The sequence below is a fragment of the Paenibacillus polymyxa genome (genome assembly GCF_018614975.1).
GTDB classification, from domain to species: domain Bacteria; phylum Bacillota; class Bacilli; order Paenibacillales; family Paenibacillaceae; genus Paenibacillus; species Paenibacillus polymyxa_E.
On sequence record NZ_JAGGNR010000016.1, the window covers coordinates 90,389 to 108,516 of the forward strand.

Annotated in this window: 14 protein-coding genes; 6 read left to right on the forward strand and 8 right to left on the reverse strand. The window is 48.9% G+C overall.

Translation table 11 applies throughout. The annotated features are described in order from the left end of the window. Positions 1 to 94: 94 nt before the first annotated feature. The 3 genes from J7E78_RS16160 (at position 95) to mglC (ending at position 3,773) form a co-directional block, all read left to right on the forward strand. Positions 95 to 1,156 carry a galactose ABC transporter substrate-binding protein gene (locus tag J7E78_RS16160; RefSeq protein WP_036606548.1) on the forward strand — a complete coding sequence of 354 codons (1,062 nt, stop codon included), beginning with the start codon at positions 95 to 97 and terminating at the stop codon, positions 1,154 to 1,156. Positions 1,157 to 1,230: 74 nt separating this feature from the next. After that, positions 1,231 to 2,757, forward strand: coding sequence for a sugar ABC transporter ATP-binding protein (locus J7E78_RS16165; protein WP_215077256.1), 1,527 nt, complete (start codon positions 1,231 to 1,233; stop codon positions 2,755 to 2,757). After that, positions 2,754 to 3,773, forward strand: a complete 1,020-nt coding sequence (mglC, locus tag J7E78_RS16170) for a galactose/methyl galactoside ABC transporter permease MglC (protein ID WP_215077257.1) — start codon at positions 2,754 to 2,756, stop codon at positions 3,771 to 3,773. Before J7E78_RS16165 ends, mglC begins: the two co-directional genes overlap by 4 nt. A 74-nt stretch (positions 3,774 to 3,847) precedes the next feature. Here mglC and J7E78_RS16175 read toward each other — a convergent pair whose 3' ends face one another. Further along, positions 3,848 to 4,183: a hypothetical protein gene (locus J7E78_RS16175; protein WP_215077258.1), complete on the reverse strand. Its 336-nt coding sequence runs from the start codon at positions 4,181 to 4,183 to the stop codon at positions 3,848 to 3,850. Positions 4,184 to 4,441: 258 nt separating this feature from the next. On the opposite strand from J7E78_RS16175, the gene J7E78_RS16180 reads away from it, so the two are divergent. Beyond that, complete coding sequence (locus J7E78_RS16180; RefSeq protein ID WP_251035084.1) at positions 4,442 to 6,013, forward strand: ATP-binding protein; 1,572 nt, start codon at positions 4,442 to 4,444, stop codon at positions 6,011 to 6,013. A 357-nt stretch (positions 6,014 to 6,370) separates the two neighbouring features. Here J7E78_RS16180 and J7E78_RS16185 read toward each other — a convergent pair whose 3' ends face one another. From J7E78_RS16185 to J7E78_RS16215, 7 genes are all read right to left on the reverse strand, one after another. After that, entirely contained in the window at positions 6,371 to 8,203 is a 1,833-nt protein-coding gene (locus tag J7E78_RS16185) for an ABC transporter ATP-binding protein (protein WP_215077259.1), read from the reverse strand. Continuing rightward, a complete protein-coding gene (locus tag J7E78_RS16190; protein ID WP_215077260.1) occupies positions 8,196 to 9,980 on the reverse strand; it encodes an ABC transporter ATP-binding protein in 1,785 nt (594 codons plus the stop codon). Before J7E78_RS16190 ends, J7E78_RS16185 begins: the two co-directional genes overlap by 8 nt. Positions 9,981 to 10,053: 73 nt before the next feature. Continuing rightward, entirely contained in the window at positions 10,054 to 10,488 is a 435-nt protein-coding gene (locus tag J7E78_RS16195) for a MarR family winged helix-turn-helix transcriptional regulator (protein WP_215077261.1), read from the reverse strand. A 384-nt stretch (positions 10,489 to 10,872) separates the two neighbouring features. Further along, positions 10,873 to 11,820 carry an iron-hydroxamate ABC transporter substrate-binding protein gene (locus J7E78_RS16200; RefSeq protein ID WP_215077262.1) on the reverse strand — a complete coding sequence of 316 codons (948 nt, stop codon included), beginning with the start codon at positions 11,818 to 11,820 and terminating at the stop codon, positions 10,873 to 10,875. Between the two features lie 61 nt (positions 11,821 to 11,881). Further along, a complete protein-coding gene (locus J7E78_RS16205; protein WP_215077263.1) occupies positions 11,882 to 12,898 on the reverse strand; it encodes a FecCD family ABC transporter permease in 1,017 nt (338 codons plus the stop codon). 2 nt (positions 12,899 to 12,900) lie between these two features. Beyond that, positions 12,901 to 13,974, reverse strand: coding sequence for a FecCD family ABC transporter permease (locus tag J7E78_RS16210; protein WP_215077264.1), 1,074 nt, complete (start codon positions 13,972 to 13,974; stop codon positions 12,901 to 12,903). Between the two features lie 99 nt (positions 13,975 to 14,073). Next, positions 14,074 to 15,804: a helix-turn-helix domain-containing protein gene (locus J7E78_RS16215; protein WP_215077265.1), complete on the reverse strand. Its 1,731-nt coding sequence runs from the start codon at positions 15,802 to 15,804 to the stop codon at positions 14,074 to 14,076. A 495-nt stretch (positions 15,805 to 16,299) separates the two neighbouring features. Between J7E78_RS16215 and J7E78_RS16220 the strand changes: the two genes are divergently transcribed. Then, entirely contained in the window at positions 16,300 to 17,301 is a 1,002-nt protein-coding gene (locus J7E78_RS16220; protein ID WP_215077266.1) for a Gfo/Idh/MocA family protein, read from the forward strand. A 19-nt stretch (positions 17,302 to 17,320) separates the two neighbouring features. Continuing rightward, the gene (locus J7E78_RS16225; protein WP_215077267.1) at positions 17,321 to 17,944 is read left to right on the forward strand and encodes a pyroglutamyl-peptidase I; all 624 of its coding nucleotides are present in this window, start codon (positions 17,321 to 17,323) and stop codon (positions 17,942 to 17,944) included. Positions 17,945 to 18,128: the final 184 nt, after the last annotated feature.

Below are 18,128 nucleotides of genomic sequence, written 5' to 3' on the forward strand. Positions count from 1 at the left end.
AACAGGTGAAGATATTGTATTCGAATTTAATGTAAACCCTTTCATAATAAAGACATCGGTAAAGCCGAATGAACTTGGGGGAGGTCATTAGGATATGAAGAAGACATGGATGACACTGTTGATTACAGCATGTATGGTTGTGGCGGCAGGGTGTAGCAGCGGCGGAGACAGTGCAGGTGGAAGTACGGGAACAGATACAGGAGGCCAGACAGCAGCAGGGACGGAAACGCCCAAGATTGGTGTCGCCATCTACAAATTTGATGATACGTTCATGACGGGCGTACGTAATGCGATGACCGCAGCAGCGGAAGGCGTTGCGACTCTGGATATCGTGGACAGCCAGAATGCACAGCCGACCCAGAATGAGAAAGTGGATCTGTTTGTGTCCAAGAAATATAATGCCATGGCCGTGAACCCGGTGGATCGGACGGCGGCAGGTGTCATCATTGACAAGGCCAAGGCAGCGAACATTCCAGTGGTATTCCTCAACCGTGAGCCAGTGGCGGAAGATATGAACAAATGGGATAAAGTGTACTACGTAGGAGCCAAAGCAGAGGAGTCCGGTACGATCTCCGGTCAGCTGATTGTGGATTACTGGAAAGCACATCCGGAAGCGGATAAAAACGGCGATGGCAAACTGCAATACGTCATGCTGAAAGGGGAACCGGGTCACCAGGATGCAGAGCTTCGGACCAAATATTCGGTTCAGGCGATCCAGGATGCCGGTATCGAAGTGGAAGCACTGGCGGAAGACACAGCGATGTGGGATCGGGTGAAAGGTCAGGAGAAAATGCAGGCATTCCTGGCTTCCCATGGTGACAAGATCGAAGCCGTTCTCGCAAACAATGATGACATGGCCTTGGGAGCCATTGAGGCATTGAAAGCAGCCGGATACTTCAAGGATGGCAAATCCATGCCGGTTGTAGGTGTCGATGCAACAGCTCCAGCCATTCAAGCTCTACAGGATGGCACAATGCTGGGCACGGTGCTTAATGATGCCAAGAATCAGGGTGCAGCTACGGTGGCACTGGCTTCCGTTCTTGCCAAAGGTGAGACACCAACAAAGGAAAATACCAAATACGACATTACAGATGGTAAATACGTCTGGATTGCATACAAAAAGATTACAAAAGACAACATCGCCGACGCCCAATAACAGCACGAGACAGGGACGTCCGACATTCGGGTAGCGTCCCTTTTTTGCCAGTCATATGGAAGGGAGGAACCAAGATGGAGTCACCTTACCTGCTGGAGATGAATGGAGTTTCCAAAGCATTTCCGGGTGTGCAGGCACTAAGTCAGGTCACATTGAAAGTGAAGCCGGGGACGGTTCACGCCTTGATGGGAGAGAATGGAGCGGGCAAATCCACGCTGATGAAATGTCTGTTCGGCATGTATCGCCCGGATGAAGGAACGATACGCATCGAAGGAAAAGATGTGGATATTCCGAATTCCAAAGCGGCACTACAACATGGCATATCCATGATTCATCAGGAGCTGAACCCGGTCCCGCATCGTCCGGTGATGGAGAATATCTGGCTGGGGCGTTTTCCAATGAGGGGAATACTGGTGGACGAGAAACGGATGTATACCGATACACGATCTCTGTTCAAGGACCTGAATCTGGATATTGATCCGAAGGCTCAGGCCGGAACCTTGTCTGTCTCGAAGATTCAATCCATGGAAATCGCCAAGGCAGTCTCTTTTCAATCCAAAGTTATTGTCATGGATGAACCCACCTCCTCCCTGACAGGCAAGGAAGTGGAACAGCTCTTTGCCATTATTAATGAACTTCGCAGTCGCGGCGTATCCATTATCTATATTTCACACAAGATGGAGGAGATCCTGACGATCTCGGATGAAGTGACGATCATGCGTGATGGCTTCGTTGTCGGGACTTGGGATGCTGCTGATTTAACGACCGATCTGATTATTACGCGTATGGTTGGCCGTGATCTGGATGAACGGTTCCCGGAACGGACCAACGTACCCGGTGAAGTGATATTAAAGGCCGAGGGTCTGACATCAAGCCAGTCCAAATCGTTTCGTGATGTATCCTTTGAGCTGCGAAAAGGTGAAGTGCTTGGCATTGGCGGGCTGGTTGGAGCACAGCGGACAGAACTGATGGAGTCCTTGTTCGGACTGCGCGGACTCGCTTCAGGTACGATTTCGATTCATGGACGCAAGGTGAAGATTAACTCCCCCGCAGCAGCGAAGCGTCATAATATCGCGTTGCTCACGGAAGAACGAAGGGTTACAGGAATATTCCCCGTGTTGTCGGTGTATGAGAACACGATCATTGCCAGTCTGGGGCGTTACCGAAATCGCGTGGGCTTGCTGGACGAGAAAAAGGGACGGGAAGAAGCACGGGAACAGACACAGAAGTTCAGAACCAAAACTCCTTCAGTTAACACGCTGATTCGAAACCTTTCTGGCGGTAATCAGCAGAAAGTTCTGCTGGCTCGCTGGTTGCTGACTGATCCGGAGATTCTGTTGCTGGATGAACCGACACGTGGAATCGATGTAGGGGCCAAGTTTGAGATTTATACCATTATTACGGAACTGGCTCGTCAGGGCAAAAGTATTATCATGATTAGCTCGGAGATGCCCGAACTGCTGGGTATGTCGGATCGCATTATGGTGATGAGTGAAGGGCGTCTCACCGGAATCGTGGACGGAGCCGAGGCAACCGAGCAGGATATTATGAGGCTGGCCGCTCAGCAGCGGATGGGGCTTAGTCAGGAGGGAAACAGATGAACACACAGATGATCAATCAAGTAAAACAATATGTAACACAACGCGCCATCTTTATCGTATTAATCCTGCTCATTATTGGTATTGCGATTGCCGATCCGAATTTTCTTGCATTCTCCACACTGCGGGACATCTTGCAGCAGTCCTCCACACGGGCCATTATTGCGCTCGGTGCAGCCTTTATCCTTGTCACGGGCGGGGTCGATCTGTCTGCTGGACGGGTGGTTGGTCTGACGGCTGTTGTATCGGCATCGATGCTGCAAATTGACGAGTATGCAAACCGCTTCTTCCCCGATCTGCCCCACTTATGGGTGGGTCTGCCGATCCTTGTCGGGATTACCGCAGGTCTGTTTGTGGGATTGGTAAATGGACTCATTGTCGCCAAATTACATGTGCCTCCTTTTATCGCAACGCTGGGTACGATGGTTGCCGTGTACGGACTGAACTCCATTTATTTTGATACGGAACCCAATCAGTCACAGCCGATCGGAGGATTGCGACCGGACTTCACTGTCATTGGCTCTGGATACATTGATCTGGGCGAGGGTTATTCCATCCCGTATATTGTACTGATTGCGCTTGCGGTGGCATTAATCTGCTGGGTGATCTTTAACAAAACACGTCTCGGTAAAAACATGTACGCGATCGGTGGCAACATTCAGGCAGCGCATGTATCCGGGATTCATGTGGCACGCAACCTGGTTGCCCTGTATGCCATTGCGGGTGCGTTGTATGGCCTGGGTGGTGTACTTGAGGCAGCACGCACAGGTGGAGCAACAAACAATTACGGTAACATGTATGAGCTGGATGCGATTGCTGCATGTGTGGTAGGCGGCGTATCAACGGCGGGTGGTATTGGAACGGTACCTGGGGTTATGGCGGGTGTGCTGATCTTCGGGGTCATTAACTATGGTCTGACGTTTATCGGTGTAAGTCCATACTGGCAGTTGATTATCAAAGGAATGATTATTGTTGCTGCGGTGGCTTTTGATATCCGTAAGTATATGGCGAAAAAATAAAAATTCCATTCATCTTATATGGAAAAGCAGCAAAGAAGCCAGCCCTCGGGATATAGAGAGCTGGCTTTAATTGTTTAACCATTGACCATCCAATCGATAACGGGGATAACTGATCCAATGATGCATAAGAGCAACATAAATCCGGCGACGTTATAAGATACACTGGTACCGAAATGCGCACGATATTTTTTGGCGATCAAGAAGGCTGGAATCCAGAAGAGGGCCGCTACTACAAAAGGAATGTGAAGTCCTTGAGTTCCGTTGCTATAAATAGGCATGTTTATTAAGTTAAAAAGAGAGTGACTGATCATAAAATTTGCTTTGCCCCATTGGAAATTAAAGGCGAGACCCATCAATAGTAGGAGTAGAGAGAGCGTTCCGAGGCCCAGTGGTTTTCGTTGTGTTGTCATGTGATATCCTCCATTACCAAGTATTTATCCTAAATTTATCCATTAATGTATTGTACCACAATACTGATTTATGCGAAGAGGAATTGTTTCACTCTGGTTGATTACAATTACAACATATGTCCTATTGCCTTCATAATTTATACATTCTTGCGAATTTGACGAGCCTCCACTAATCGACAACATCAGCTAATCATAATCGATATAATACATGTACATAAGTTGTTAGATATGAGTTTTTGTCAAAGGGGGCGAGGCTATTTGCTAAGTTACACGATGAAAATGGTGATATTCCCGTTTGGTTGTCTGCTTGTCATTCTGTCCTCTTATGTTCTCAGGCTTACCCCTAATCTGGTATTATTGTTGATTTCGGGTGCTCTGTTGGTTGCAAGTATCTATGGGGAGAAAAGATATCCTGTGCTGCGAAATGTTCATTGGATTTTTCTCGGAATATTCCATTACTTCAGTCAACTGAACTGGTGTAACATGCTGTATTATATGCTGATCATTTCAATGATCCAGGACAAACAACGTGTGGCACAAACATTACCGATTTCGCTACTGTTCATGCTGCAATATACAGTGATTCGGCTGTCGTATGTGCCTGTAGATACATATGCTTTACTGGTTTCGTTATTTGATCTGTTAACCTCGGTTGTTATCATTTTTTTGTATCATACCTTAATCAACAGTGAGGTCGAGAAGCGCAGGCTTCGGGAAAAAAATCGGTTCCTGACCCTGCATGATCCGCTTACCGGACTGTTGAATTACGAAGGTTACATGGAGGTGTTACATAAGACAGTAGAAGAGCAACGGTCTTTTTTGCTTGTCCTTTTGAACGTCAATAACTTTAGCGGCTTTAAAAAAGATTCAGAAGATCCTTGGTGTACGGTAATTACAGGTACAGGTCAGATGATCAGCAATCATTTCACCGAGGCCTATGGCATATCCCGGTATGCAGGAGACCGATTTGCGGTCGTTTTGCCGGAGATACAGGATGTGGAAGAACGAATGTCGTCACTGCTGTCCGTTCAGCTTCAAGGACTCCAGGTAAGCTACAGTATCTCTCTGTACCCGGAAATGTCGGATTCGTTGCAGCACTTTATGACGGCAGCCGAGGATAGACTGCTTCAACAACAGCGCAGCAAATGGCTCAAAAATGAAGAAGAAGTATTTCGTTCCGAAAGACTAAGGGCCGTAGGTGAACTGGCCGCGGGGATGGCTCATGAAATTCGGAACCCGCTTACCGCAATTCGTGGATTCCTGCAGCTGTCACGTGGGCAAGCATTTAATATCGCACCCTGGTATGAAGTGATTATGGGTGAGGTGACGAGAGTGACCGATCTGACGGCTGAATTTTTACAGTTTTCTAAACCACATGCCAATCACATGAAGCCGGAGCAATTGGGCCACTGCCTTGAGCGGGTGATGTCTTTGACCGAGTCAGATGCGGCATCCCGTGGGCATCGAATTACGCTTGAAATGACCAACGAGCCAGTCGTGATCAACATGGATCGGGATAAGATTGTACAGGTATTGATCAATCTGATTCGTAACGCTTTTGAAGCAATGACAGATCCTGGTGAGGTTCATATGGATTTGTTGCAGGACGGAGACGCAGTACTCATTTCAATTACAGATACAGGAATTGGCATTCCGGAAAATTCGCTATCCACCATCTTTAATCCCTTTTATACAACCAAAGAAGAAGGCACGGGACTTGGACTTGCACTCTGCCAGAAAATCGTTCAGGATCATAATGGTAAAATTACCGTCCATAGCGAAATGGGGGTTGGTTCCACCTTTACGCTTCATCTGCCCATGGATATATAACTCGTATAATTGACCCAGAGGTAGCAATAACATAGTCATTAAAGAAAAACAAAAAAACGCCGCATGGGTCCTGAGAAACCCCGTGCGGCGTTTAGTATTTCGATTAACCTATTGTGTAGAATCCACATCGGTTCAGATCAGACTATATTGGGTTGAACTAATCATTTACACGTAACGGAGAGGACAGAAAAAACCTGAAAAGGCGGAGCTGAAAGCTTTCTGAAAGAAAGATACTTCGGAAGCATGCACTTCGCCTTTATCCCCGGATTATCCCCTTGTGAAAGGGAATTGATAAAATCTGGGGATAACAGCGATTGGAAGGTTATTCTGTCATCGTAGTGTCTGTGTTAATAATCATTAGTTCGATTTATTGAGCTGTCCCTGATGTAACCGATAGTAGAATCCTTGTTGCTGCATCAACTCGTCATGGCTGCCCCGTTCAGCGATCTGTCCATCATCAATGACGAGAATCTGATCGGCTTCACGAATCGTGCTCAGTCTGTGGGCGATGACAAAGCTGGTACGGTCTTTCATTAAAGTGCGCATCGCTTCTTGAATCTGCATCTCCGTACGCGTATCAATGCTGCTCGTTGCTTCATCCAGAATAAGAATCGCTGGATCAGCCAGAATTGCCCGGGCAATGGTTAACAGCTGTCGCTGTCCCTGGCTCAGATTGCTTCCCCCGGAAATGATGGGGGTATCGTAGCCCTGTGACAGTTTGCGGATGAACGAATGTGCATTCGCCAGCCCAGCCGCTTTCCTGATCTGTTCATCGGTAGCGTCCGGCTTGCCGTAGGCGAGATTGTCGCGAATGGTACCCGAGAACAGGTAGGCATCCTGAAGTACAATGCCGAGTTGCCGACGGAGTTGATCCTTCTCCAGTTCCGAGATGTCACATCCATCAATGGTAATCCGTCCGCCTGTAATCTCGTAGAAACGGGGTAACAGGTTGATAATGGTCGTTTTGCCTGCCCCGGTGGGTCCAACAAGTGCAATCATCTCACCAGGTTTTACAGTAAAACTGACTTTCTTAAGAATGTCTCGCTCTGCACTATACCCGAAGGAGACGTCTTCAAATACCACTTTGCCTTGAATCTGGTCCAGTTGTTTCTTCTGTTCCTCCACGTATTCGCCAGGCGTATCCATAATGTGGAACACACGTTCAGCACCTGCGATTGCAGCCTGAATCAGATTGTACTGATTGGCCAGATCGTTGAGCGGCCGCTCGATCTGGCGGGAGTAAGCGAGAAAGCTGACGATCAGTCCGATGGACGTCAGATCATGATAAGCCATCCATCCACCTACAGAAGCCAGTATGGCAAACCCGATATTGTTCATCACGTTCATCGTAGGTCCAACCAAACCCGAAACGGTCTGAGCCTGTGTGCTGGATGTGCGAAGTTTCTCGTTCAGGTTCTCAAAATGCTGATGTGCCTGATCCTGACGGTTATAAGCCGTTACGACTTTTTGTCCAGCAATGGTTTCCTGAGCATACCCGTTAAGCTCACCAAGTAATTTCTGCTGGGCGGTGAAGTGTTTACGTGTTCTCGAAGCGATCAGGCGAGTGGCAATGGTAATCAAGGGTACAGTCACGAGACTGAGCAGAGTAAGCCGAACATCCAGTGCAAACATGATCGACAAGGAACCAACGAGCAGGATGGCACTGGACATCAATTGAGTTACGCTTTGATTCAGCGTTGTGGATACGTTATCGATATCATTGGTGGCCCGGCTCATCAGGTCCCCGCTTTGATTTTTATCAAAAAAGCTGACAGGCAGCTCTTGCAGTCGGGAGAACAACGCATGTCGCAGATCCTTAACGGTCAGTTGGGAAACACCAATCATGACATAGGATTGAGCCCACATCAGGAGTGAACCAAGGACATAAACACTCAGCAAGAGGAGACATTCCTTCAGCAAACCCGCTGTTACTTTGGGAACGATATGTTCGTTAACGGCGCGGCCGAGAAGATAAGGTCCTGCCAGATTGAGCAGTGTTCCGAGAGCGGTCAGCACTAATGCAGCAATGACTCCTTTGCGATGACGTCCCATGTACGACCATACCCGGATTAGGGCGTGGCGAGCATTTTTGGCTCTGACTTTGGGAACAGGTCCTCTGCCCGCTGGTCCGGGTCTTCCGATCGGAGGCACGACGGTTTGCTGAATGGAGGAAGATGCAGGTTTAGCCAAATTGAACATCCTCCTTCCGTTGCTGAGAATAATAGATGGCTTGATAGTGTGATGAGTGAGCCATAAGGTCATCATGTGTGCCCCTGGCAACGATCGTCCCTTCATCAATAACATATATACAGTCTGCATCCTTCACGGAGGAGATCCGCTGTGCAATCAAAAAGGTGGTACTGTATTTCATCATGGATTGCAAAGCCTTCTGAATACTCGCTTCCGTGCGCAGATCCACAGCACTGGTGCTATCATCCAGAATCAGCACTTCCGGTCGCATGAGCAGGGCACGTGCAATGGATATACGCTGTTTCTGCCCACCAGACAGATTGACCCCGCGCTGACCCAGCTCCGTGTCATACCCATCCTTCAGTTTCATAATAAAATCATCCGCTGCCGCAGCTTGTGCCGCAGCACGCAATTCAGCATCCGTTGCACCGGGCCGGCCGAAGCAAATGTTATCCCGGATGCTGCCGCTGAACAGAATCGATTCCTGGAGCACAATGGACACACGGCTGCGAAGATCCTGAAGATCCCAGTGACGAACGTTCACTCCATTCACGAGCACTTCCCCCTGCGAAGCATCATAGAGTCGGGGGATCAGCTGCACCAGTGAGGTTTTGCCTGAACCTGTTGAACCGATCAGGGCCACTTTCTCACCCGGGCGAGCCTTCAGGTTAATTCCGGTGAGTGCATGGTCTCCGTCATAACGGAAAGATACGTCTCTGAGCTCCACTTGACCGCCTGTGCGCGAGGAAAGGGAAGACGTTGGGTATCGGGATTGATCACGGGTAGACGGGGGTGACTGTACATTCCCGGAGTTGTCGGTTCCCGATTGAATATCCGGCTGTGTGTGTAACACCTCGTTGATCCGGGCAGCAGATACTTTGGCGCGGGAGAAACTCATCATCATCATGCCGATTGACGTGAGGGACGAGAGTACAACCGTGACATAGTTGATAAAAGCAATCAGATCTCCGGCAGCAATATCGCCTCCGACTACCTGGAAACCTCCGAACCACAGCACCGCTACAATGGTAGCGTTCAGCATCAAGCTGAGCACGGGTGCATTCAGCGTTACAATACGCCAAGCTTTGACCGCGGTTGTAGTGTAATCTTCGTTGGATTGCTTGAACCGTTTTTTCTCCAGACGTGCACGTGCAAATGCCTTGACGACACGAATGCCAGCAAGATTCTCCTGAAGGACAGCGTTGACCTGATCAAGCTTGCTCTGCACACTGGCGAACAGCGGATAGGATGCTTTTATCAGAATAAATAAAATAATAAACAGTACCGGCACAGTGGCAATAAGAATCAAAGCCAGTTTCACACTGATCGTAAACGCCATAATGATACTACCGATGATCAGCATTGGCGAACGGATAAACATCCGCAGCAGCATCTGCACAAAGGTCTGCATCTGGGTAATGTCACTGGTCAGACGAGTGATCAGTGATCCTTCCTGAAACGTATCCAGATTGCGGAAGGAGAAGGTTTGAATATGGTCAAACAGTTCCTGACGCAGATCCGTGCCGTATCCAATGGCAGCCTTGCTTGAATAGAGGGTACAGCCTGCGCCGCCAACCCAGCCGATTAACGCAACAAGTAGCATGATCAGACCTGTAGTCACGATATGGGGCAGATTCCCTGCAAGTACACCATCATCCACGATGCTGGACATCAGTTTGGGCTGGAGCAGGTCCATGGTTACCTCAAGTACCATGAGCAGCGGGGCGACGATTGCCGCCGACTTATACGGTGTCAAGAATCGTTTTAACGTCCACAATAGGGAATCACCTCAGTTTTAATTGCATTGATTCAAGCAAGTGTTGTTAGCGATGTCGCGAGCCTGCATCACCTCAAGCTTCACGCAGGTTTTGGAGCATACGTTGTGCAAGTGCAGACATGATCCGGAATTCTTCCGGTGTAAAATCTTTCTGGGCCTGCTGTTCCAACTCCTGAATCACTTCTCTCAATTCTTGAAGCGCGGAGCGCCCCTGTTCCGTCAGATATACTCGCATACTGCGCAGATCCTTCGGGTCTGCTTCACGTCTCACATAACCGGATGTTTCCATGCGCTTGAGCATGACGGTTACCGTTGCGGGACTGCGCTGAAGTTGTTCGGCCAGGTTTTTCTGGGATTGGCCATCTTCCCGTTCAAGCTGGAATAGCAAAGGGGGTTGTCCCGGGTATAACTCGGGGTGATTCACAAGTTTCTCATGAACCTTGTAACGTTTCAGTTTCACGAGTTCGGATAGCTGTCCCATTAACCGATCATTTTGGACTTGGTTCATATCATCTACTCCGTTCATATCCTTTTAGAGGTTGTTCAAAAAGTCCACTTTTGATTACGAAGGATGCCTAGCGGCATCATCAGCATCGAATATAAAATTCAGCCGAAATGTCCGTTGCTCACGTAGTTTACCTACGCTCCGCTACTCCATTTCTACCTTCATTCCATCTTCTCGGTACTGAAAACCAGACTTTTTGAACACGTACATTTAGTTAGTCGACTAACTAAATCTTAAATTCGATTTGACATATCGTCAAGTGAATGCAAGAGAAAAAAACAAAAACCTCTGCTTTGAGCGGAAAAGAGTATGATAACTAACTCTGTTCCGGTCTCTAAGAGAGGTTTTTTGGTATTGTCACACGTTAAGTGTGGAGTGTACGGAAACTTACTTTTTGGAGAACATTTCTTTGGCTTCATCCATGGCCATTTTATTACCGATCGATGAGTAATCGAGCCAAGGTTGTGCACCAATCGGGTAGACATGGCCGGCTTTGACTGCTTTCAGGCCTTGCCAGATCGGATTGTTTTGCAGCTCCTTAAACATGGTCTGGGCTTCATCATCCGAATTCACAACCACAAAGATCGCATCTGCATCATAGTCCGGCAATATTTCACGGGAGACGACTTGATACGGTTTAGTCGAATCGATATCTGTGATCCCATTGGCAGGCGTCAGACCGAGATCCTCATACAAAATGGGACCCATGGGACGGCGTGTACTGAACACACGCAATTCTTTGGCAGTAACACGGATCGCCATCACAGTCCCATCACCAATCGTGTCATGAATCAGAGATTTCACTTCTTCTGTTTCGGCCGCGTAGTCCTGAATGTATTGCTCGGCTTCCTTCTCGCGGTTCACGAGTTTGCCAATGTCTTTCAGATGGTCGCGCCATGTACCGTCATCCAGATTGAAGACATGCACCGGAGCAATTTTTTCGAATTTGGCAATATCACCACCGGAGAATTCTTCGTCCAAATAGATCACATCGGGTTTCAGGGCAAGCAAAGCCTCCATATCCGGGTCTTTAACCGGACCAAGCGGCGTTGTATCTTGAAGTTGATCAGCAACATGGGACAGGAAACCTTTGGCTTCGCCACCGATCACGGAACCAACCGGAGTAATGCCGAGAGACAACAGATCATTGGTCAGATGGATCGACATGGAGGCAATACGTTGCTCTCCCGAATTTGCACTGTTGTCTTGATTCTTGGTTGAAGTATCCGTAGACGAACCACCAGAAGCAGATGATGAATGATTGGTCGTTCCACAGGCTGCGAGCACAAGCAACAGACAGATACTCATGACAAGCATAAGATTTTTCTTTAACATGGGTAGTCACATTCTCCTTGAACATCTCTTGGATGTCTTTATTGTTTTTTGAAAAAAAAGATCACTTGCTTCGTACTAACAGGTACAAAAAGTAAGGTGCACCAATTGCAGCAACCACCACGCCTGCCGGAATGGCATTAGGCTGAAAGATGGTTCGCCCGATCGTATCAGCGGTCACGAGAATAACCATACCGATGAGCCCGGCAGCAGGGATCAGATGCCGATGCATCGGACCGACAAGTCTGCGCGCCAGATGTGGCGCTGCCAGACCGATAAAGCCGATCCCACCAGCCACCGATACACTAACGGCAGACAAAGCCACGGCACAGAGCAGCAAAATAACACGCTGGGATCGGACAGGCGTCCCGATACTGGTTGCGGCAGCATCTCCAAGATTGAAGGCATCAAGCGTTTTGGATCGACTCCAAATGTACGAGATACATAACACCACCCAAGGAAGCAATGCTTGCACATGAATCCAATCCCGGCCCCAGACGCTTCCTGCGAGCCAGCGTGCAGCAAAGGAATAGGTGTCTTCATCCAAACGCAGAGATAGGTAGAGTGTCAACGCATGGAACCCGGCCGCTACCGCGATTCCCACCAGAATCAGCTTAATGGGTGATACGCCGTTGTGCCGATCATAGGACAGCAGCATGATGATCAGGGCGGCGGCAACACTGCCTGCAAAAGCAAACAACGGAATCAGCAAGGCCACAGAGCCATCCATCGTAAAGGAAAGACTAACAAACACCATGAGTCCAAATGCTGCCCCCGCATGTAATCCCAGAATACCCGGGTCCGCCAGTGGATTTCGGGTGATTCCTTGCAAGGCTGCTCCGGCAATACCAAGTCCTGCTCCGGCCAGTACAGTTACCAGGATGCGAGGCAGTCGGTAATCAAACAGTACAATCTGATCATCCGAACTGCCATGACCAAACAAAGTCTGTAACACAGCCGCTGGGGAGAGACGAATGGTTCCCGTATTCAGGCTGATCCCAATAACAGCAATGGCGACGCAGAGCAGCGTGATACTGACGATTATCGAACGTTTACCTCGTGAAGGTGTGTTAAAATTCATCGCTACAAGGCCCTCCTTTCTTTACGGGCCAGATAGAGGAAGAACGGCACACCAACAAAAGCGACCATAATGCCTACCGCGAGCTCCTCGGGCGGGTTCACGATGCGTGAGCCCAGATCGGCGAGCACCAGTAATATCGCTCCAAGCAGAGAAGACATCGGAATGATGAGTCGATAATCCACGCCCACCAGTTTGCGGGAGATATGAGGGATGACGAGTCCGACAAATCCAATCGAGCCTACTGCCGACACGGACACACCAGCCAGCACAACAACCGCTGCGAGGGCGAGAAACCTCGTCCACCGCAAGTTGATCCCGAGATTAATCGCTACTTCTTCACCGAGTGACATAAGGGATACACGCCGGGCGAGAGGCATAATCAGTACTAGTGTGGCGAGCAGCACGGGAAGAATTAACTTCAGATGCCGCCATTCAATTCCGCCAAAACCACCCGCATACCAGAAAGCCAGATCCTGACTCAGGTCAAAATAAATGGCAACGCCTGTGCTGAGCGAGGTTAACATGGCTGCAATAACGGCTCCGGCAACGGTCAGTCTGATGGAATTCAGACCACCAGGTGCTGCCATTCCAAGCAGGAAGATAAGCAGTGTGCCCAGAACAGCTCCCACGAATGATAAAAACATAATCCAGCCGTACGGCAGTCCGGGCCAAAAGGCAAAGCTCAGTGCCACGACAAAAGTGGCTCCAGCATTGATGCCCAGAATGCCCGTGTCTGCCAGCGGATTACGCGTAATGCCTTGCATTAATGCTCCTGCAACGGCAAAGGCAGCGCCGATCATAACCGCGGCAAGGACACGAGGCAGCCGCAGCTCATGAATAATCTGATGTGGTGTCAACGCTGGGTTGTACTGAAATATGGCAGCCCATACGGTTTCCAGCGTTAGCCCTTTGGCACCTAAAGAGATTGCGACAAACATACTTAGCAGCAGTATGGCTATGGCAGACAAAAACGTCAGCCCAACGGTCACTGCAGATTTTTTTGAATTAGACGGACGATGTGGCAGTCCCGGATGTTGAATACGGGTCACTCCTTTGGTACCAACAACGCATTTCATTGTTATTGATTATCATTATCAATTAGTGATCATTATAGAATCTTAATTCAGGCCCGTACATGGCATAAATTAAGATTTTGGAGATGGACATTTTTTAGATTACAAAAGTGAAGGTTTGTTCGTCAACATAGAGAGCGCTTCATCGAGCTGGATGTTGATGGAATATGGAGCATATACGACCCATGAGTTCCAGTCGGTGAGATGTACACGTCCGTTTTTTACCGCAGGATGGCTGTTCCATAGCGGATTCGAAGCCATCTCTTTCAACAGTGTTACCTTTTCATGCATAGAATTAATCGCCAGTACCAGCACATCTGCCTCCAGTCCGTCCCATTCTCCTGGTGTGAAGGGCAGCCAGTTGAATCCAACGCCGGGAGATTTGCCAGCCAGTTCGGTCTGAATGCGCTGAGGAGCGTTCAGTTGCAGGCTGCGGTAAAATACATGGCCGAAATTGCGGTGGCTGTACATCCGTGGACCTTTAGGTGTTAACGTGCCAACGGCAACAGTAATGTCCCCGACAAATTCCTTGATTTTTTTGCGTGCACGCTCTGCCTTGCGTTCATGTCGATCCAGCCAATCTGTCGCTGCTTGGGTACGATCCACAATGGATGCAATCTGATGCAGATGACCAAAGACGTCTGTCTGATTCCAGGGAATGGTGATAATTGGGGCGACATCGCCAATATGCTCCATGGCTTTGGCTGCTGCATTATCCTTGGTCAGAATCAGCTCAGGATTCACGTCCAGGAAAGCCTGACGTCCCTGTTCCCAAGGTTCATAGGCGTGGAAGGGCAGCGTCAGCGATTTGGGCATATGAGGAAGATGGCCTTGGATCTGAGCTGCGCATGGCGTGATGCCAAGTGTCATCAGGTGGTCCGTGTATGGATAGGAGAGCGACACGATATTCCGATGGACCTGCTTCGCATAGGAAGTGGGCGCATAACCGGCATGATTTCGGAAGCGGCGGCTGAAATAGAATTCGTCACGGTAACCCACTTCACGAGCCACATCACGGATACGCAGATCGGAAGTGAGCAGCAATTCTTTGGCCCGATTCATGCGCAGATGGGTGATGTATTCAATCGGATTCTTCTGCATGCGACTCTTGAACAGCTGGGAGTAATAGGACGGGTGCATGCCAGCCAGTTCAGCCAGCTTTTCCAGCTTGATCTCATGCATATAGTTTTCGCGCATGTATTGCAGGGTTGACCTGAGCCACTGTTCGGGTTCATCCTGTCCAGCCCCTACGTCAGTCTGGTCTTCTTGAGGCCAGAGCATGTGTAACAGTTCCGTCAGGAGGAGCTGTGCTTTCAGGCCTGTTTCCAAACCTTCCTTGGTTAATTGTGTAAGCTGTGCGGCAATGCGCTGTATACCGTAAAATGGGCCCTGAATCCAGCCTGTAACAGGTGAACTGAGCTCACGTTCGTAGATTCGTCTGGCTTTTGTCTTCTCCGTAGCCCGGTACAGATCGAAGTGAATCATATATAGTTCAATGTCATGGTCTTCATCACTCTTCAGTTCAATTGCAGTTCCTGGTGTGCATAGACAAGCTGATTTGCGAACCACGTGGGATTCGGTCCCATTCATGATTAGTTCGCCTGTGAATTTGTGCATGTATATAAAGGTATGATGGGCAAGTTCAGTAGTGGACCAGCGCCATTTCCCTCGGGTTATTATATGTTCTGCCTGACGAAGTTCGATCAGGGTATCATTCAGGAAGGCATCCAGGTCTGCCTGGGTTGAGGATTCCTTTTCTGCATTGGGACTTGTCTGCTGTTGCAACGTGTATGGATTCATGCCGCTGTGGACGGTACCGGGGATGGTAGTCATGGTGCTATGCGACCTCCTCTCTTTTAAACAGTTCTAGGTAATGATCGAATCTGGAACGTACCCTATTTTCTCGGACCTGAACGTCTTTCTTGAACGTCTCATCTATTGATGCGTTTCGCATGATGTTATGATTACCGGCTGCCTTGTCAAAAACGCGTTTGCAGTATTGTCAGATGTTTTATAAATAGCACAGGGGATATGATCCCATTATCAGATGTGATCGATAGTTTAAACAGATTGTCGCTAGTTACAAGTATGCTTAAGGACAGGACTTCTTGGCCCTGGTCTGCTGATAATCTTAGCAAATCTACTGGAGAATTGAAATGTACACAGATATGTTCGAGTCCCTGATGAACTGGAATTCTAATGAGAACACATAATCGAAATCGTTTTCTGACGTAAGCGTTTCTTTTTGGTAAAATAAAGGGGATAACCTGTTGGCCTGATCTGAATCATGAACCTTTTTAACACCATTTGCAGTAGGGAGGCTTTAATATGACAGAAGTAGCGGGACGGGACAAAGTACGTTGGGGCATTATGGGCACGGGATGGATTGCATCCCAGTTTGCAAGGGATCTGGAGCATGCCGGGAACGCAGTGAAAGCAGCGGTAGGTTCACGGACAGCGGGAAGCGCGGAGAAGTTTGCAGCTGAATATGGTTTTGCACGCGCTTACGGTTCTTATGATGAGATGCTGCAAGATCCTGAGGTAGATATTATCTATGTGGCAACACCTCATCCTGTGCATAAGGAGAATGTAATGGCTTGTCTGGAGGCAGGTAAGGCGGTGCTCTGTGAAAAGCCGTTTACGATGAATGCGCGTCAGTTGGAGCAACTGGTGGAGACGGCACGGGAGCGTAACCTTTTTCTGATGGAAGGAATGTGGACACGCTTTTTGCCGCCGATCGCTCAAGCCAGAGCATGGATTGCAGAGGGACGAATCGGTGAAGTACGTTTGCTTCAGGCAGACTTTGGATTCCGTGTCGGCTGGGAGCCGGAAGGAAGATTGCTTAATCCGGATCTGGGTGGGGGAGCTTTGCTGGATGCAGGAGTGTACCCGATTTCCTTTGCTTCCATGATCTTTGGCGAACAGCCCCAGCATGTGTGGAGCACAGCGAACATAGGAACGACAGGTGTGGATGAGCAGTTTTCCGTATTGTTGTCCTATTCCGAGGGACGTGCTGCATCACTTAGTGCTGCCATTCGTCTGAATCTCAGCAATGAAGCGATCATATACGGTACGGAAGGCAAGATCCGTTTACCTTTGTTCCTGGCGGGCAAAGAAGCCTATCTGCATGTGAACGGACAGGATGAGCCCGAGAAATTCACGGATGATCGAACATGTATTGGTTATGCTTTTGAGGCAGAAGAAGCGGGGCGCTGTATCCTGGAAGGCCGTACGGAGAGCCATACCATTACACTGGATGAATCCCTGGAAATCATGAAGCTGATGGACACGATTCGAGGCCAGTGGGGATTGCGTTACAAATCGGAGTAACAGACAGGAGCTGACGTGGATGGTGAAGATTCTGATATCCGGGTTTGAACCGTTTGGCGGGGATGCGGTGAATCCGACGGGGGCGTTAATGGAAGCTCTTGCAAACGAAGTGATGGAGGGTGCTGAGCTAAAAACAGTACTGTTGCCCGTGCACTTCGATGAATGTGCAGACCTGTTGATCGCAGAGATGGAAGCCTATCGGCCAGATGTGGTCATCGCCTGTGGGCTGGCCAAGGGCAGAACGTCCATCACACCGGAGCGGATTGCCGTTAATGTCAAAGACATTCCGCCTGGCTCCTACGCGGATAACCAGGGACAGCGTCCTGTGGATGAGCCGATTGTACAAGGAAGTCCGGACGGACTCTTCTCTACCTTGCCCATACGTGCCATGGTGAATGACATGTCCGCAGCGGGTATTCCAGCTACCGTGTCTAATACAGCAGGTACATATATCTGCAACAACACGATGTACCGGGTACTAGATCACATTCGAGTAGGGCAGCTTCCGATCCGTGCAGGATTTGTACACTTTCCCGCTTCAACAGAGATGGCTGTGTTGCAGCCTTCCGTCCCTTCGCTGCCTATTCCCATGATGCTGGATGCGCTGCGAATTATGGTCCGAACGGTTGTGGAGGAATCGTAGGAAATGGTTGTGAGAGAAGACTTGGTTAAGAGGAAGAGAAGTGGGTTTGAAGGGTTTGAATGGATACAGTAGGGTTCAGGATGAAGTAGAGTAAAGTAAGCGTTCTTTCTATTGAAAAAGTCAAAAAAAGAGCTGTCCCATCGTCATAAGTCTGACGTTAGGGGACAGCTCTTTCTATGTCGTG

What these genes read in the sequence shown, in the direction of transcription:
- J7E78_RS16160 (WP_036606548.1), top strand. Translation starts at nt 95, where the DNA reads ATGAAGAAGACATGGATGACACTGTTGATTACAGCATGTATGGTTGTG.
- J7E78_RS16165 (WP_215077256.1), top strand. Translation starts at nt 1,231, where the DNA reads ATGGAGTCACCTTACCTGCTGGAGATGAATGGAGTTTCCAAAGCATTT.
- mglC (WP_215077257.1), top strand. Translation starts at nt 2,754, where the DNA reads ATGAACACACAGATGATCAATCAAGTAAAACAATATGTAACACAACGC.
- J7E78_RS16175 (WP_215077258.1), bottom strand. Translation starts at nt 4,183, where the DNA reads ATGACAACACAACGAAAACCACTGGGCCTCGGAACGCTCTCTCTACTC.
- J7E78_RS16195 (WP_215077261.1), bottom strand. Translation starts at nt 10,488, where the DNA reads ATGAACCAAGTCCAAAATGATCGGTTAATGGGACAGCTATCCGAACTC.
- J7E78_RS16200 (WP_215077262.1), bottom strand. Translation starts at nt 11,820, where the DNA reads ATGTTAAAGAAAAATCTTATGCTTGTCATGAGTATCTGTCTGTTGCTT.
- J7E78_RS16205 (WP_215077263.1), bottom strand. Translation starts at nt 12,898, where the DNA reads ATGAATTTTAACACACCTTCACGAGGTAAACGTTCGATAATCGTCAGT.
- J7E78_RS16210 (WP_215077264.1), bottom strand. Translation starts at nt 13,974, where the DNA reads ATGAAATGCGTTGTTGGTACCAAAGGAGTGACCCGTATTCAACATCCG.
- J7E78_RS16215 (WP_215077265.1), bottom strand. Translation starts at nt 15,804, where the DNA reads ATGACTACCATCCCCGGTACCGTCCACAGCGGCATGAATCCATACACG.
- J7E78_RS16220 (WP_215077266.1), top strand. Translation starts at nt 16,300, where the DNA reads ATGACAGAAGTAGCGGGACGGGACAAAGTACGTTGGGGCATTATGGGC.
- J7E78_RS16225 (WP_215077267.1), top strand. Translation starts at nt 17,321, where the DNA reads ATGGTGAAGATTCTGATATCCGGGTTTGAACCGTTTGGCGGGGATGCG.